Origin of the sequence: Bradyrhizobium sp. SZCCHNS3002, assembly GCF_032377435.1 — a bacterium.
GTDB lineage: Bacteria > Pseudomonadota > Alphaproteobacteria > Rhizobiales > Xanthobacteraceae > Bradyrhizobium.
Genome location: NZ_JAUHHY010000014.1, coordinates 174,718 through 191,269 on the forward strand (window position 1 = coordinate 174,718; position 16,552 = coordinate 191,269).

General features: G+C 66.8%; 12 protein-coding genes. 7 read left to right on the forward strand and 5 right to left on the reverse strand.

The genetic code is table 11. The features are described 5' to 3' along the window. Nucleotides 1-6 precede the first annotated feature (6 nt). Complete coding sequence (locus QW845_RS26745; protein ID WP_315804504.1) at nt 7-675, forward strand: hypothetical protein; 669 nt, start codon at nt 7-9, stop codon at nt 673-675. Between the two features lie 869 nt (nt 676-1,544). Here the strand turns inward: QW845_RS26745 and QW845_RS26750 are convergent. Then, nucleotides 1,545-3,137 carry an ATP-binding protein gene (locus QW845_RS26750; protein WP_315804505.1) on the reverse strand — a complete coding sequence of 531 codons (1,593 nt, stop codon included), beginning with the start codon at nt 3,135-3,137 and terminating at the stop codon, nt 1,545-1,547. A gap of 271 nt (nt 3,138-3,408) precedes the next feature. On the opposite strand from QW845_RS26750, the gene QW845_RS26755 reads away from it, so the two are divergent. Further along, nucleotides 3,409-5,538 carry a phosphocholine-specific phospholipase C gene (locus QW845_RS26755; RefSeq protein WP_315804506.1) on the forward strand — a complete coding sequence of 710 codons (2,130 nt, stop codon included), beginning with the start codon at nt 3,409-3,411 and terminating at the stop codon, nt 5,536-5,538. Nucleotides 5,539-5,582: 44 nt separating this feature from the next. Here the strand turns inward: QW845_RS26755 and QW845_RS26760 are convergent, their stop codons facing one another. Continuing rightward, nucleotides 5,583-7,097, reverse strand: a complete 1,515-nt coding sequence (locus QW845_RS26760) for an ATP-binding protein (protein ID WP_315804507.1) — start codon at nt 7,095-7,097, stop codon at nt 5,583-5,585. A 309-nt stretch (nt 7,098-7,406) separates the two neighbouring features. Here QW845_RS26760 and QW845_RS26765 point away from each other — a divergent pair, with 309 nt between their 5' ends. Both QW845_RS26765 and QW845_RS26770 read left to right on the forward strand, forming a co-directional pair. Beyond that, nucleotides 7,407-11,012, forward strand: a complete 3,606-nt coding sequence (locus tag QW845_RS26765) for a PAS domain-containing protein (protein WP_315804508.1) — start codon at nt 7,407-7,409, stop codon at nt 11,010-11,012. Next, nucleotides 11,005-11,388 (forward strand): response regulator, encoded by a 384-nt coding sequence (locus tag QW845_RS26770; RefSeq protein WP_315804509.1) that lies wholly within the window; start codon nt 11,005-11,007, stop codon nt 11,386-11,388. The genes QW845_RS26765 and QW845_RS26770 overlap by 8 nt, the downstream gene beginning before the upstream one ends. 28 nt (nt 11,389-11,416) lie before the next feature. Here the strand turns inward: QW845_RS26770 and QW845_RS26775 are convergent, their stop codons facing one another. Next, nucleotides 11,417-12,259, reverse strand: a complete 843-nt coding sequence (locus QW845_RS26775) for a MoxR family ATPase (RefSeq protein WP_315717852.1) — start codon at nt 12,257-12,259, stop codon at nt 11,417-11,419. 97 nt (nt 12,260-12,356) lie between these two features. Beyond that, nucleotides 12,357-12,602: a GlsB/YeaQ/YmgE family stress response membrane protein gene (locus QW845_RS26780; RefSeq protein ID WP_315717851.1), complete on the reverse strand. Its 246-nt coding sequence runs from the start codon at nt 12,600-12,602 to the stop codon at nt 12,357-12,359. Between the two features lie 115 nt (nt 12,603-12,717). Here QW845_RS26780 and QW845_RS26785 point away from each other — a divergent pair, with 115 nt between their 5' ends. The 3 genes from QW845_RS26785 (at nt 12,718) to sseA (ending at nt 15,459) form a co-directional block, all read left to right on the forward strand. Next, nucleotides 12,718-13,893, forward strand: coding sequence for a VWA domain-containing protein (locus QW845_RS26785; protein ID WP_315804510.1), 1,176 nt, complete (start codon nt 12,718-12,720; stop codon nt 13,891-13,893). A 183-nt stretch (nt 13,894-14,076) separates the two neighbouring features. After that, nucleotides 14,077-14,490 (forward strand): rhodanese-like domain-containing protein, encoded by a 414-nt coding sequence (locus QW845_RS26790; protein ID WP_315804511.1) that lies wholly within the window; start codon nt 14,077-14,079, stop codon nt 14,488-14,490. A 111-nt stretch (nt 14,491-14,601) separates the two neighbouring features. Beyond that, on the forward strand, nt 14,602-15,459 hold the full coding sequence (sseA, locus tag QW845_RS26795; RefSeq protein ID WP_315804512.1) for a 3-mercaptopyruvate sulfurtransferase: 858 nt from the start codon (nt 14,602-14,604) through the stop codon (nt 15,457-15,459). 13 nt (nt 15,460-15,472) lie between these two features. Here the strand turns inward: sseA and QW845_RS26800 are convergent, their stop codons facing one another. After that, a complete protein-coding gene (locus QW845_RS26800) occupies nt 15,473-16,546 on the reverse strand; it encodes a hypothetical protein (protein ID WP_315804513.1) in 1,074 nt (357 codons plus the stop codon). Nucleotides 16,547-16,552: the final 6 nt, after the last annotated feature.

The following is a 16,552-nucleotide window of genomic DNA, read 5'->3' on the forward strand; positions in this document are numbered from 1 at the left end:
GAGACAATGCAACGATCGAAAAGCCTTGCCGGGTTGGCCAGTGCGGCGCTGATGCTGGCGGCGCTCGTGCCGTCCGGCGCCAGCCGGGCTGCCGATGCGACCCATCTGTCGTTCGTCACCCATGCGGCATTCTTCTCGGCGGAGACGAAGCAGCCGAAGCCGCTCGATCCCCATGCCTTCGTCGCGGACGCTGCGGCGTCGGCCGCCGTCGGGCCGCAGAACATCTCTCACGTCGCGGGTTTCCGTCCGGCCTTCATCGAGCAGGATGCGAAGACGGCCGTGGTCGCCAATGCGAAGGGCGAGCCGATCGGCTTCACGCTCGGCGACTGGCTCGCGGCGAGCGGCAGCGTGACGCTCACTCCTTCGGCCGGCGGCAAGGTCGAGATCGCCATGAGCTTCGACCATCTGAAGCCGGGCGGTCACTACAGCCTGTTCGAGAATCACTTCGATCAAAAGCCGGTCGGCTTCACGCCGCTCGATGGCACTGCGACGGCCAATGATTTCGTGGCCGGGCCGGACGGCAGGGCGAAGCTGACGATCATCGCGCCGCAGCCGCTGACCCACGACAACGCCGTGCTGCTGGTCTATCACAGCGACGGCATGACGCATGGCGCGAAGCGCGGCGACATCGGCGTCAATGCCCATCACCAGCTGATCGCGCGGATTCCGGAATAGATCATCGGCTGCGATCCCGCTGGGCGTCACGCGCTGCGGGATCGTTGCCAGCGGGCTTCGATCCAGGACTCCCAACTCGTCGTCAGTGGCTTGCGCTCCGTCATGGCCGGCCGGACCTTTCGTCAGAACGAGGATGCAAGGTTACCCACCGGCCGCGACCATCGGCGAAAATAATGATTGCTGGTTTTCAGAAAACATGCTTATATCTCTGCAACTCGCCTCGAGCAGAGGGACGTACGCGTCGTCACGAACGTGGAGGCGGGCTGCGATGGACGTGACGGCTGTGCCAGACGAGCGCAGCCGTGACGGACGGCGAAGTCGTGTGGTCCTGGCCTCTCGACGCTGAGGTCAAGTTCGCGGTCGTTGCTTATGGGCACGCGCGGGCGATGGGGGCAAGAAAGCCGATCCCCAGGGAGAGCACGAAGGACACCGTAAAGCCATCGCGCGGGGAAGGCCGGGTCTGTCCGGCTGTACCTGTGGTACCTGCCGCCTGCATTCTTTTGAGCAGGCGGGCCACGGGCCTCAGCCGAGGTCCGGCCTTCCTCGCGCCCTCTCGATTTTCAGGAGGGACATGATTGCCGCATCACCTGCGCCTCATGGGCGGCGGGAAGGCGGCGTCGCGTCTTTATGGGTTGTCTCGGGCACAGTGTGATGGAAGGCGCCAACCGCGATCTCAGCCGTCGTCACGGCCTTGCACAGGGACCCATAACCCCAGGAAGATGTGTGAGGCACGCTGGTGGATCGATCTCGCTTCACCACCATGGCCGGTGGCTATGGGTCCCGGCGCAGGGCCGGGACGACACCGGTTGTGACGCGCGAGCTCTGGCAAGCGAGACATCGACCGACCGGCGCCACCATCGCGGTTCGCCTCACGCTTCCAGCGCCGTCCTGATCATGCGCGCGAGATCGGCGCTCATATACGGCTTCGCCAGCAGCAGCACGTCGGCATCGAGCCGGCCATGATGCACGATCGCGTTCTCCGTGTAGCCCGATGTGTAGAGCACCTTCAGTCCGGGACGGCGCTTCTCGGCCTCGATCGCGAGCTGGCGGCCGTTCATGCCGCCTGGAATGATGACGTCGGTGAACAGCAGGTCGATGCGTTCCGGATTGTCGATCAGCGCCAGGCCCTCGGCGGCGTTGCTGGCGGCGAGCGTGCGATAGCCGAGCCGCCGCACCTGCGCGACCACGTAGTCCCGCACCAGCGCATCGTCCTCGACGATCAGAATGGTCTCGCCGCCGCGCGCCACCGCCGGACGTGCCGTGTCGGCGGCAGGCAGCTCCGGCGCGCCCGCGGCCCGCGGCAGATAGAGCTTCACGGTGGTGCCGTGGCCTTCCTCGCTGTAGATCTTGACGTGGCCGTTCGACTGCTTGACGAAGCCATAGACCATGCTGAGCCCGAGGCCCGAGCCCTTGCCGACGTCCTTGGTGGTGAAGAACGGCTCGAACACCTTGTCGAGCAGCGGGCCGGGAATGCCCTGGCCGGTGTCGCTGACCGCGATCATGACGTAGCTGCCGGGCTTGGCGTCGCGGTTCAACTGCGCATAGTGCTCGTCGAGCGTGACGTTCTTGGTCTCCAGGGTCAGCTTGCCGCCGTCCGGCATCGCGTCGCGGGCGTTGAGCGCGAGGTTGAGGATCGCGGTCGAGAGCTGGCTCGGATCGATCAGCGCCGGCGCGCTGTCATGCGCCAGCATCGATTCGATCTCGATCTGCTCGCCGAGGGTCGGCCGCAGCAGGCGGCCGGCCTCGACGATGAGTGCATTGATGTCGGTGGCGCGCGGCTGCAGCGGCTGGCGGCGCGAGAAGGCGAGCAGATGCCGGGTCAGATCGGCGCCGCGCTCGGCGGCGGCGCTGATCATGCCGGCGATGCCGGCGAGCTGGGGCTTGTCCTTGACGGCGTCGGCAAGGATCTCGATCGTCCCGGTGATGACGGTCAGGATGTTGTTGAAGTCGTGCGCGACGCCGCCGGTGAGCTGGCCGATCGCCTCCATCTTCTGCGCCTGACGGACCTGGGCCTCGTTGGCCTCGATTTCCTGGAATCGCCGCACCATCGCTTCCGCGGCGCGGCGCTGCCGGATCTCCTCCTCGAGCTGCGCATAGGCTTTCTGCAAGGTGATGCGCGTCGGCAGGACCAGAAGCTGAGGCAGCATCTTGATCATGATGACGATGATTCCGATCGAGGTGACGCCGAGAAAGACGTTGATGATGTCCGTGATGGTCGAGGTCGGCACCCAGAGATCGACGATCGCGAGCAGGCGGGTGACCCCGACGACGGCCACGAAGGTCGCAAGCGCCCCGACGATGCCGCGGAACATGACGTCGCGCCAGCGCCGCCGCAGGAACGTGCCGACGACGAAGGCGATGGTGAAGAAGGCGCTGGCGATCAGTCCGTTGGACACGACCTGCAGCCATGTCCATGCCACCGCGCCCTGCAGACCCGCCGCTTGCACCGTCAACGTCGGCATATGCAAACCATCCTCAACAACGCAACCCGCCAAATCCGGGCTCGCCCGGTCTGTCGTCGTCGCAACCCGAACGGATCATTCAGCTTTTCGTCTCGGGTGCAAGGGCAATGGCGGCTTCGACGTGCATCGCGGCAGGGCGCCCTCGCCGCGAATGCCGCTCCGCCGCGCGGCGTCAAAAGCCTGCCACACATCCTTTACCGCCCGGTCACGCGGTTGTTAACGCGCCGACCTAAGCCGCTCGACACCGTCATCACCATGGGGAATGAACGAGATGTCGAACACGATCGCGCACAACCGGCGCGAGTTCCTGCGGCTGCTCGGAGCGTCGGCTGCGACCGCCGCCCTCGGCCAGAGCATCGAGCGCGCGCATGCCATTCCGGCGTTCAATCGCCACGGCAGCATCGAGGACGTCAAGCACATCGTGGTGCTGATGCAGGAGAACCGCGCCTTCGACCATTATTTCGGTGCGATGCGCGGCGTGCGCGGCTTCAACGATCCCCGCGCGGTGAAGCTGCCGAACGGCAACCCGGTGTGGCAGCAGCCGAACGGCGCGGGGGCGGTGATGCCGTTCCGCGTCGACAATGCCGGCCAGGTCTATGTCGAGGACGTCGCCCATGGCTGGAACGACGGTCAGAAGGCCTGGAACAACGGCAACTACGACAAGTGGATCGCCAACAAGGGCACCACGACCATGACCTGCATGAACCGGCAGGATCTGCCCTGGCACTATGCGCTGGCCGACGCCTTCACGGTGTGCGATCAGTATTTCTGCTCGGTGATGGGACCGACCGATCCGAATCGCTACTACCTGTGGACCGGCTGGGACGGCAACGATGGCAAGGGCGGCGGACCGGTCATCACCAATGCGGAAGCCGGCTACGACTGGACCACGTTCCCGGAGCGGCTGGAGAAGGCGGGCATCTCCTGGAAGGTCTATCAGGACATCGGCACCGGGCTGAATGCAGCCGGCTCTTGGGGCTGGACCCAGAATCCGTGGATCGGCAATTACGGCGACAACTCGCTGCTGTATTTCCACCAGTACCAGAATTCGCAAGCAGGCAGTCCGCTGTACGAGAAGGCGCTGCGCGGCAGCAACATCGCCAATGGCGGCACGTTCGAGAACCTGTTCGACGGGCTGCGCAACGACGTCCGCAACGGCACCCTGCCGCAGGTCTCGTGGATCGCAGCTCCCGAGGCGTTCAGCGAGCATCCGAACTGGCTGCCGGGGCCGGGCGCCTGGTACATCTCCAAGGTGCTCGACATCCTGACGTCGAATCCGGAGCTGTGGAGCAAGACCGCGCTGATCATCAACTACGACGAAGGCGGCGGCTTCTTCGACCATGTCGTCGGTCCGTACCCAGCGATGTCGCAGGCCTGGGGACAGTCGACCGTCGATGTGAGCACGGACCTCTTCGCCGGCGATGGCAGCCACATGGCCGGTCCCTACGGCCTTGGCGTCCGCGTGCCGATGCTGGTGGTGTCGCCGTGGTCGCGCGGCGGCTTCGTGTGCTCGGAAGTGTTCGACCACACTTCTGTGATCCGCTTCATCGAGCGCCGCTTCCACCACAAGGCGCCCGATCTGTTCGAGAGCAACATCCCGGCATGGCGGCGGGCGGTGTGCGGCGATCTCACCTCGGCGTTCAACTTCACATCGCCCAACGAAGGCATGGCGCCGCTGCCGAGCACGGCCGGCTACAAGCCGCCGGTCGCCGACATCATCTCGGGCGCGCGCTTCGACGACTATCATCCGGTGCCGCCCGCCAAGCAGGTCCTGCCGCAGCAGGAGCCGGGCATCCGTCCGGCGCGCGCGCTGCCCTACGATCTGCGTGTCGACGGCGATGCCGATGCCGCGCACAAGACGTTCGGAATCCGCTTCGTCAATCCGGGGCAGGCCGGCGTCTGCTTCCACGTTCGTTCCGGCAACACCGCGGCCGGCCCGTGGAGCTACACCGTCGAAGCCGGGAAATCGCTGCACGGCGTGTGGGACCTCGCGGCCAGCGCCGGCCAGTACGATCTGTCGGTGTACGGGCCGAACGGCTTCTTCCGCCACTTCAAGGGCGGCGTCGCCACCACCGCGGCGCTCGTCGATGTCGATACCGTCCATCTCTGCGATTGGGACGACGGCGACGATGCCCGCAGCCTTGCGATCGCGCTCACCAACAAGGGCGCGAGCTGCGTGGTGACTCTGGCCGACAACTACACCGGACGCAGCGAGCGGCACCGGCTGCAGCGCGGCCAGCGGCTGGAGACGCGGGTTCGCCTGCAGCAGACCCATGGCTGGTACGACCTGACGGTCACGACGGACGGCGACGCCAACTTCAACTGGCAGCTTGCAGGCCACGTCGAGAACGGTCGGCCCAGCATCAGCGATCCGGCGATGGGCAGGATCGCCGCGACCTGATCGCAGACGACGGCGGGAGGCGCCCGGAGCAAACCGGGCACCTCTCACGACGACGAAGCGACGAGGCCTTCGTTGGTCGCATCGTCGGCATTGGGATCGCCTGGCGCGGTGGCCCAGGCGAGCTCGACCAGGGTGACGATGCGGCGGCCGGCGCCGTCGAGCTGGCAGACGATGAGGCCCTGGTCCTCGATATAGGTCAGCAGGCGCTGCGCCCGGCGCAGCGAGTGCGATCCGTAGGCGCGGGCGATCGCGGCATCGCTCGGGCAGGGGCGGCCGTCCTTGGCGGCGCGGGCGATCATCATGAACACGCCCTGCATGTCCTCGGGGAGCAGCGAGGCGCGCAGCGACACGTCCTGCCAGCCGGCGTCGTCGGCCGCGTCGTCGCCGCCGAGCCCGGCGCGGGCGCGGGTCAGCATGCGGCGGAATTCGTTGAGGTCGGGCACGGCCGTGCCCAGCCCCTCGATGCGGCAGCGGACGACGAACTCCTGGTAGAGCACACCGACGGCGCGGAAGCCGGCGTCGGGCTCGGCCAGCACCGCGCGCAAGACGCGCTCGACGCGGGCTTTGCGCTCGGCGAGCTCCTCCTCGCTGACGGCGGGCGCCGGCGGCTCGGGGCGCAGCTCGAGCGCAGCAGACTTCGCCGCCATCAGCTGGTCGAGCAGCTCGGGCTGCGGCTTGCGCTGCGGCCGCGCGTTGGTCTCGGGCGGCGGTGCGGCGAGAATCACCGCGCGGGCGTCTTCGAGCGACGCTTCCGGCAGCGGCATCAGCCGCGGCGTCGCGTTGCGCGGCTTGGTGTCGGTCGGGCCGATGCGCAGGCCCAACGGCCGGCGCGACAGCGCGGGGCCCAGCGCCATGAACTGGCCGCGCTCGAGGTCGCGGAACGCCTCGGCCTGGCGCCGCTCCATGCCGAGCAGGTCGGCAGCGCGGGCCATGTCGATGTCGAGGAAGGTGCGGCCCATGAGGAAGTTCGAGGCCTCGGCCGCGACGTTCTTGGCGAGCTTCGCCAGCCGCTGCGTCGCGATCACGCCCGCCAGCCCGCGCTTGCGGCCGCGGCACATCAGGTTGGTCATCGCGCCCAGCGACGCCTTGCGGGCCTCGTCGGAGACTTCGCCCGCGACGGCCGGTGCGAACAATTGGGCTTCGTCGACCACGACCAGCATCGGGTACCAATGGTCGCGGGAGATCTCGAACAGGCCGTTGAGAAAGGCGGCCGCGCGCCGCATCTGATTCTCGGCATCGAGGCCTTCGAGGTTGAGCACCGTCGAGACGCGATGCATCCGGGCCCGTTCGCCGGCGACCTGCAGGGCGCGCTCGGTGTGGTCCTCGGCCTCGATCACGAGATGGCCGAATCGCTCGGCCAAGGTGACGAAGTCACCCTCGGGGTCGATGATCGTCTGCTGCACCCAGGGCGCGCTCTGCTCCAGCAGGCGGCGCAGGAGATGCGACTTGCCGGAGCCGGAATTGCCCTGCACCAGGAGCCGGGTCGCCAGCAGTTCCTCGAGGTCCAGGGCGGCAGGCGATCCCGCCGCCGTCTGCCCCATCTCGATCGCAACCGTCATGTGCCCCGACTCAACCCCGCTTCACGCAGAGGCTGGCGCTTAACAAGCGCAGCCGCGCACGTCGAGCGTTTGCGTTGGACTGTCCCAAGTTGCGAGATCGGCTGTGGATGGACGGATGGATCCCGCCGCGCCGCCGAGTTCCTCGTTGATGCGCTCGTTGCCCGTTCTGGCCAGTGCTTGGCGCCCGCGCGCATTTCACGATATTGTGCGATGAAAAAGGGGCCAGGAGTGAACGAGCATTCGGATGCCGGTCGCGCGACGTTTCAGGCGTTCGCGCGCGGGGCCGACTTCCTGCAGGGAGGCGGGGAGATGGGAGCGCTCATGCGCATCCATGATTGGTCACGGACGCCGTTGGGGCCGCCCGAGAGCTGGCCTCAGTCGTTGCGCACGTCGATCAGCACCTGCCTGGACTGCGCGTTCCCGATCCTGATCTGGTGGGGCCCGGAGCTCGTCATGCTCTACAATGACGAATATCGCCCGATCCTCGGCTCGCAGAAGCATCCGGCCGCGCTCGGGGCGCCGGGGCACGCGGTATGGTCCGAGATCTGGGAGGTCATCGGCCCGATGTTGCGGCACGTCGTTGGGCTTGGCGAAGCGACCCGTTCGCGCGACATGCCGCTGTTCATCGACCGCCATGGCTACCTCGAAGAGACCTATTTTTCGTTCTCCTATTCGCCGATTCGCGACGAGACCGGCGGTGTCGGCGGTGTCTTCACCCCCGTCATCGAGACGACGGCCCGGGTCGTGGGCGAACGCCGCATGCGGACCTTGCGCGATCTCGCCGCGCGCGGCCGTGCCGACAGTCTGGCGGATGCTTGTCGCGAAGCCACCGACGTCCTCGCCGAGAATCCGCATGATGTCCCGTTTGCGCTGATCTACCAACTCGGCGAGGACCAGCGATCGGCACGGTTGCTGAGCGCCGCAGGGGTACACCCGGACAGTGCAATCGCGCCGGCGCAGATTGCCCTCGACAGCGATGGGGACGGGCTGTGGCCGGTCCGGGCGGCGGCGCGCGCGGTGGCGCCGATTCGCGTCGTGCTGGATCGTGCGAAATTTGCCGGCGTCCCGACCGGCGCATGGCCCGAGCCGCCGCAGCTGGCACTGGCGCTGCCGGTTGCGACGGGGCGGGAGCAGGCGACGGCGATCCTGATCTGTGGCGTCAATCCGCGCCGCGCCCTCGACGCCGAGCATCAGGGCTTCTTCGATCTGATGGCCGCTCAGCTCGGCAGCGCCTTCGCCGAGACGCTCGCCTATGAGCAGGAGCGGCGCCGCGCTGAGACGCTCGCCGAGGTCGATCGCGCCAAGACCGCGTTCTTCGCCAATGTGAGCCACGAGTTCCGTACGCCGCTGACGCTGATGCTCGGTCCGCTCGAAGATGTGCTGCGGTCGCAGAGCTTGCCGCCGGCAGATCGCGACCGGTTGGAGATCGCCCAGCGCAATGCCTTGCGGCTGCTCAAGCTGGTCAACACGCTGCTGGATTTCTCGCGGATCGAGGCCGGCAGGATGCAGGCGGTCTACGCGCCGGTGGACCTCGCGAGCCTGACCGCGGAGATCGCCAGCACCTTCCGCTCGGCGATCGAAGCCGCCGGCCTCAGGCTGATCGTGGATTGCCCGACGCTGCCGGAGCCGGCCTATGTCGATTGCGAAATGTGGGAGAAGATCGTCCTCAACCTGCTCTCCAACGCGTTCAAGTTCACCTTCACGGGCGACATCGAGGTCCGGCTCGTCACCTGCGATCGTCATTTCGAGCTGAGCGTGAAGGACACCGGGACCGGCATCCCGCAGCACGAGCTGCCGCGGCTCTTCGAGCGTTTCCATCGCGTCGCCGGCGCGTTCGGCCGCACCCATGAAGGCTCGGGCATCGGGCTCGCACTGGTGCATGAGCTCGCCAAGCTGCACGGCGGATCCGTCGCGGCGACCAGCGAAGCCGGGCAGGGGAGCACGTTCGCGGTCAGAATCCCCAGGGGACGAAGTCATCTCCCGTCCGATGCGGCGCCGGCGCAGGAACCGATGCTTCGCGGTGCGCGGCCGTTCATCGCGGAGGCATTGCGCTGGCTGCCGGATCCGCCGTCGCTCGACGCGCATGCCGTTCCGGACATCGACATCACCACCACGTCAGCCGACAGGGCCGGGCCGCGCCCCCGCATCCTCCTGGCCGACGACAATGCCGACATGCGCGACTATGTCCGCCGCCTGCTCGCCGCGCGCTACGATGTCGAGACCGTCGCCGATGGTGAAGCCGCGCTCGCGGCCATCGCCCGCGACAAGCCCGACCTCGTTCTGTCCGATGTGATGATGCCGCGCATCGACGGCATGCAGTTGCTGGCACGGCTGCGCGCCGATGAACGGGTCGGTACCATCCCGGTGATCCTGCTGTCGGCCCGGGCCGGAGAAGAGAGCCGCGTCGAAGGCATGGAGGCCGGTGCGGATGATTATCTGATCAAGCCGTTCAGTGCGCGTGAACTGCTGGCGCGTGTCGAGGCGCATCTCAAGATGGCCCGTCTGCGTGCCGAAGCGACGGAGCGACTGCGCGCCAGCGAGGAGCGCTATCGCGCTTTCGTAACCGCGAGCTCCGACGTCGTCTATCGCATGAGCCCGGACTGGCGGGAGATGCGCCAGTTGCAGGGCAAGGACTTCATCGCCGATACGATGAAACCGAGCCAGGGCTGGCTCGCGAAATACATTCATCCGGACGATCAGGCGCAGGTGACTGCGGCGATCAGCAGGGCCGTCGCGACGAAGGGCATGTTCGAGCTGGAGCACCGCGTGATCAGGATCGATGGCAGCCTCGGCTGGATCGATTCGCGCGCCATCCCCATTCTCGGGCGTGACGGCGAGATCATCGAGTGGTTCGGGACGGCGCGCGACATCTCCGAGCAGAACAAGGCCGAACGGGAATTGCGCAAGAGCGAGGAGCGCCTGCGCAGCGCGGTCGAGGTCGGGCGGCTCGGCCTGTGGGACTGGAACGTCGCAACCGGCGAGGTCTATTGGTCGGACGAGCACTTTCGCATGGAAGGCTATGCTGTTGGCGAGCTGACCCCGAGCTACGAGGCCTGGGCGGCGCGCATCCATCCCGACGATCGTCCCGCAGCCGAAGCCGCGCTTCACCGCGCGATGGAGGCGCACCAGGAATATGTCAGCGAGTTTCGCGTGGTGCATCCGGGCGGCGCAATTCGCTGCCTGTACGGCCGTGGGCGCTTCTTCTATGACGACGCGGGACGACCGATCCGCATGACCGGCGCCATGGTCGACGTGACCGAGCGGCGTGAATGGGAGGAGCGGCAGAAGGTGCTGGTGGCCGAACTGCAGCATCGCACCCGCAACCTGCTGGGCGTGGTCCGCTCGATGGCCGACAAGACGGCGCGTGCCAGCGCCGATCTCGGCGATTTTCGCGCCCGCTTCCGTGATCGGCTGGATACGCTGTCCCGCGCCCAGGGCCTGCTGTCCCGCCTCAAGGAGAATGATCGCGTCACCTTCGACGATCTGATCCGTAGCGAGCTGTCGGCTGTCGCCGGCGGTTCGGAGCGCATCGGGCTGTCGGGACCGTCCGGCGTCAGGCTGCGGTCGTCGACCGTTCAGACCCTTGCCATGGCCCTGCACGAGCTCGCCACCAACGCGGTCAAGTATGGCGCGCTGGCGCAGCCCTCGGGCCGGCTCTGCGTGGTCTGGTCGCTCGAGCGCGAAGGCGCGGAAGGCCAGCCCTGGCTGCATATCGAGTGGCGCGAGAGCGGCGTCGACATGCCGCCGCCAGCCACGATGCCCGTCGGCACGGGGCAAGGGCGCGAGCTGATCGAACAGGCCTTGCCCTATCAGCTCAGCGCGAGGACCTCGTACGCTTTCGCATCCGACGGTGTCCGTTGCACGATATCGATTCCCGTTTCGCTCACCACACTGGAGCTTGAGGATCATGCCTGAACGCTCGCTTCGCGACCGTCATATCCTCATCGTCGAGGACGAGTATATGCTTGCCGACGAGCTGCGCTGCGCCTTCGGTAGTGCCGGCGGCACGATCCTGGGCCCGGTCGGAACCGTCCCTGACGCGCTCGCCTTGATCAAACGCGAGGGGCGGATCGAAGGCGCCGTTCTCGACGTGAACCTGCGCGGCGACATGGCGTTTCCGGTCGCCGATCTGCTGGTCGAGCGCGGCGTGCCCTTCGTTTTCACCACCGGCTATGACGAATCGGTGATCCCGGACCGCTTCTCGAAGATCCTCCGCTGCGAGAAGCCGATTGCCGTCGATGGGATCATGCGTGCGCTTGGACGCCTGATCAAGAGGACGGCGCCGCAATGACGCGCCGGTCGGATTGAGCCGGGCGCCCTCACACCTCGCGCCGGCTGAGGAAGGCGAGCCGCTCGAACAAGTGGACGTCCTGCTCGTTCTTGAGCAGCGCACCGTGCAGCGGCGGGATCAGCTTGCGCGGATCGCGCTCGCGCAGCTGCTCGGGACCGATGTCCTCGTTGAGCAGCAGCTTGAGCCAGTCGAGCAGCTCGGAGGTCGACGGCTTCTTCTTCAGGCCGGGCACGTCGCGGACCTCGAAGAAGATGCGCAGCGCTTCCTCGACCAGCCGCTTTTTGATGTTCGGGAAGTGCACGTCGACGATCCGGCCCATCGTATCCGGATCGGGGAACTTGATGTAGTGGAAGAAGCAGCGGCGCAGGAACGCATCCGGCAGCTCCTTCTCGTTGTTGGACGTGATGATGACGATCGGGCGCAGCTTCGCCTTGATGGTCTCGTTGGTCTCGTAGACGTGGAATTCCATCCGGTCGAGCTCGAGCAGCAGGTCGTTCGGAAACTCGATGTCGGCCTTGTCGATCTCGTCGATCAGGAGCACCGGCCGCTGCTCGGCCGTAAAGGCCTCCCACAGCTTGCCGCGCTTGATGTAGTTCTTGATGTCGGACACCCTGGAGTCGCCGAGCTGGCTGTCGCGCAGTCGCGAGACGGCGTCGTATTCGTAAAGGCCCTGCTGCGCCTTGGTGGTCGACTTGATGTGCCAGGTGAGCAGCGGCGCGTTGACGGCCTTGGCGACTTCCTCGGCCAGCACGGTCTTGCCGGTCCCCGGCTCGCCCTTCACCAGCAGCGGGCGCTCGAGCACGATCGCCGCATTGACGGCCACTTTGAGGTCGTCGGTGGCGACGTAGTCCTGGGTGCCGGTAAATTTCATCGCGTCTCGCTCATCGTTCGAACTTGTGTTGAGTGGCTACGCAGCGGCAACGCCGCTGCGGCTTTGAGATGATGGCTGCCATCGGAAGCAGAAATAATCAAGCGCGCCTGATCAATGAGAGGATCACGAGCACGATGACGGCGCCGATCGTGGCGTCCAGGATCGCCCCCAGCGTGCCGCTGGCAAGCGCAATGTGCAGCGCCGGCAGCACGTAGCTTGCGACCAGCGCGCCGATGATGCCGATGACCATGTTGCCGATCAGGCCGAAACCTGCGCCGCGCACGATCAGCCCCGCCAGCCAGCCCGCGACGGCGCCGATGATCAGTGCTGCAATGATACCCATGAAAGCCCCCATTCCGCCTGTTGTTCCAGGGATTGTAGAGCAAAATGCCGGCGGGTCCAGCGTGGGGCGTGGAGCGGCCCTTGACGCGCCCTCCGGGCCGCGCGATCTAATGGGCATGTTCCTGCAATTCTTCACAGCACTGCGCGACGCGCAGGTCCCGGTCTCCTTGCGTGAATATCTCACGCTGATGGAGGCTGTCGACGCCGACCTCGCCGAGCACTCGGTCGAGAATTTCTACTATCTGTCGCGCACCGCGCTGGTAAAGGACGAACGCAATCTCGACAAGTTCGATCGCGTGTTCGGCTCCGTGTTCAAGGGGCTGGAGAGCCTGCTCGACGCGATGGAGAAGGCCGAAATCCCCGAGGAATGGCTGAGGAAGCTGGCCGAGAAATACCTCACCGAGGAAGAGAAGAAAGAGATCGAGGCCATGGGCTGGGACAAGCTCATGGAGACCTTGAAGAAGCGCCTGGAAGAGCAGAAGGGCCGTCACCAGGGCGGCAACAAGTGGATCGGCACGGCGGGCACGTCGCCGTTCGGCGCCTATGGCTACAACCCCGAAGGCGTCCGCATCGGCCAGGAGAAGAACCGCAACAACCGCGCCGTGAAGGTGTGGGACCGGCGCGAGTTCAAGGATCTCGACGGCAATGTCGAGCTCGGCATCCGCAACATCAAGGTGGCGCTGCGCCGCTTGCGCAAGTTCGCCCGCACCGGCGCGCCGGACGAGCTCGATCTGGACACCACGATCCGCGAGACCGCCAATCACGGCTATCTCGACGTGCACATGCGGCCCGAGCGGCGCAATGCGGTGAAGGTGCTGGTGTTCTTCGACATCGGCGGCTCGATGGATTCGCACATCGCCCAGGTCGAGGAGCTGTTCTCGGCCGCCAAGAGCGAATTCAAGCACATGGAATATTTCTACTTCCACAACTGCCTCTATGAGGGCGTGTGGAAGCAGAACAAGCGCCGCTTCACCGACCGCACGCCGACCTGGGACGTGCTGCACAAGTACCCGCACGACTACAAGGTCGTGTTCGTCGGCGACGCCTCGATGTCGCCTTATGAGATCATGGTGCCCGGCGGTTCGGTCGAGCACGTCAACGAGGAGCCGGGGTCAGTGTGGCTCGACCGCGTCATCCGCACCTATCCCCACGCGGTGTGGCTCAATCCGGTGGCGCAGAAGCATTGGGACTATTCGGAGTCCACCACCATCATTCGCCGCATCTTCTCCGAGCGCATGTATCCGATCACGATCGAGGGATTGGAAGCGGCGATGAAGGAGCTGGTGAGGTAAGGCGCTCGTTCTGCGGCGCGCGATGCAAGGCCGTCGTTGCGGGCGGTCGCGATAGCGACCAAATCCGGAATATCGAGCTTGTGCGATCGGCTCTGGATTCCGGGTTCGGTCCTGACGGACGACCCCGGAATGTAGACGCGAAACGACGCCGCTCGGCGGCTGGAAAAGACGAAGGAAGAAGACATGCCCCAGACCATCACGCGCGGGATCAAGGCGCTGCTCGATGAAGCCAATGCCGAGATCGAGACGCTCTCGGCGGCTGAGGCGATCGCGGCGGCGAAGCGCGACGATGTCGTGATCGTCGATATCAGGGACCCCCGAGAGATCGAGCGTGAGGGCAGGATTCCCGGCGCGTTCTCGTGCACCCGCGGCATGCTGGAGTTCTGGATCGACCCGCAGAGCCCCTATGCCAAGCCGGTCTTTCAGCAGGACAAGACGTTCATCTTTCATTGCGCCGGCGGCCTGCGCTCGGCGCTCGCGGCCAAGACCGCGCAGGACATGGGCCTGAAGCCGGTCGCCCATATCGGTGGCGGTTTCGCGGCGTGGCGCGACTGCGGCGGGCCGGTCGAGGCCTGGGCGCCGAAGAAGAAGGATTGATCGCTGCCCGTCGCACGCGGGCTTGACCCGCGTGTCCATCGCTTCGACAAGGTGGATCGCCGGATCAAGTCCGGCGATGACGATCGAATGTGAAGCCCGGAGCTTTTGCGCATGACCATCCACGACGACCCTCTCGTCTCCACCGACTGGCTCGCTGCGCATCTGGGCGATCCCAAGGTGAAGGTGCTCGACGCGACCTTCAAGATGCCGGGTGTGCTGCCGCTGCCGAAGGACGATTACCTGAAGGCGCACATCCCCGGCGCCGTGTTTTTCGACGTCGACGAGGTCTCCGACCATTCCAATCCGCTGCCGCACATGTATCCGAGCGCCGCGCAGTTCGGCCGCGACGCCGGCCGGCTCGGCGTCAGCAATGGCGATACGGTGGTGGTCTATGATTCCGGCGGCTGGGTCGCCGCGCCGCGCGCCTGGTGGATGTTCCTGTCGTTCGGCCACACGGATGTGCGCGTGCTCGACGGCGGGCTGAAGAAGTGGATGGCGGAGGGGCGCCGGGTCGAGAGCGGGCAGGTCACGCCGGCGCTTGGCACGTTCAGCGCGACGTTCGATGCCGCGCGCGTGCGCCGGATCGAGCAGATGGTTGCCAATCTCGCCGGCAATGCCGAGCAGGTGATCGATGCGCGGCAGGCGCCGCGCTTCGCGGGCGAGGTCGCCGAGCCGCGGCCCGGTCTCCGATCCGGCCATATCCCCGGCAGCCGCAATCTGCCCTATGCGGAGCTGTTCGACGCGGCGACCGGCGTGATGAAGCCGCTAGACGAGCTACGTAAGGCGTTCGGCGCCGCTGGCGTCGATCTCGCCAGGCCGATCGTCACCTCCTGCGGCTCCGGGGTGTCGGCGGCGGTGCTGACGCTGGCGCTCTATCGTCTCGGCATCCGCGACACCGCGCTCTACGACGGCTCGTGGTCGGAATGGGGCGTCGAGAACGGTCCGCCGGTTGCGACCGGGCCGGCCTGATCGCTAGCTCCGCCTACCGCGTGCGCGGCCCGGCAGCCTGCTGGACGGCCGCCTGCGGTTGACCAAATGGCTGCTGTCCGAATGGATCGGGGAACGCGGTTTGTTGCTGCAGTTGGGCCGCTGCCTGCCGCGCCGCCCTGACGCGCTGGGCGATGCGCCGCTGCTTGGCGCGGCGCGCCGCAACCTGCTTCTCCCGGGCCTGGCGCTTCTTGAGGATGCTCCGGCGCAACTGAACGCTCGCGACCTTCACCGAGGCACGATGCTCGCCGGCCGCGGGCCGCTCCTGGTGCGCCGGCTGCTCGGCCAGCGCGGCGAGCTTGGCCGCGATCGGGTCGAGCACCGCCGGAACGGGCGCGGCGGCGGCTGCGGTCGTCATCATCGGATCGGCGCTGGCGAGAATCTGAGGAGCCGGCGGCGGCGGTGAGACCACGGCGGCCGCAGCTTCGGTCGACGCCGGCGGCGGGGGCGGCGCTGCAGTCGCGGGCGAACTGTCCATGCTCGGCCTGTCGGAGACTTTTTCGACCGGAACGACGATCGAAGCGGACGTGTCCGGAATGGGGCGCTCCGGTTTGGTGCTCTCGATCCGGTCGTTCGTCACGGACGCGGTCTCGACGATGGCGGAGGTGCGGGACGTGTCGACCGTTTCCGCCGGCAGCGAGGGCGTAGGCACATCGGTGGCCACCGCAACGGGCGTCGCCTCGGGCGTCTCGGCGGCCGGCGCCGCCGTCGACGGCGCGCTCGGCGGCTCGGACGCTGCCGGGGGAGCATCGGCCACGACCGGCGGCGGCGTCACCGGCGGTGTCGGAATCGAATCCACCCGCAGCACCGCGAGCACCGGCGTGGGTTCGGCCGGCGGCAGGAACGTGGTGAAGCCGGAGGCCTGAGTCGTGCGCCAGGACGCGTTGCTGACGAACTGCTCGTGGGCCGCGCGCAACAGGGCCGCAGCGCCCATGCCGAAGATGGTGAGAGAGATGGAACAGACGATCGCGGCGACCAGAAAACGAAAGCCGGGAAGCATTGACGGTAACTCTCGCCACGGCAGCGTGACTGCCGAGACCTTAGAGCCAGTAGGGAACGCGGTGATCACAGGGAA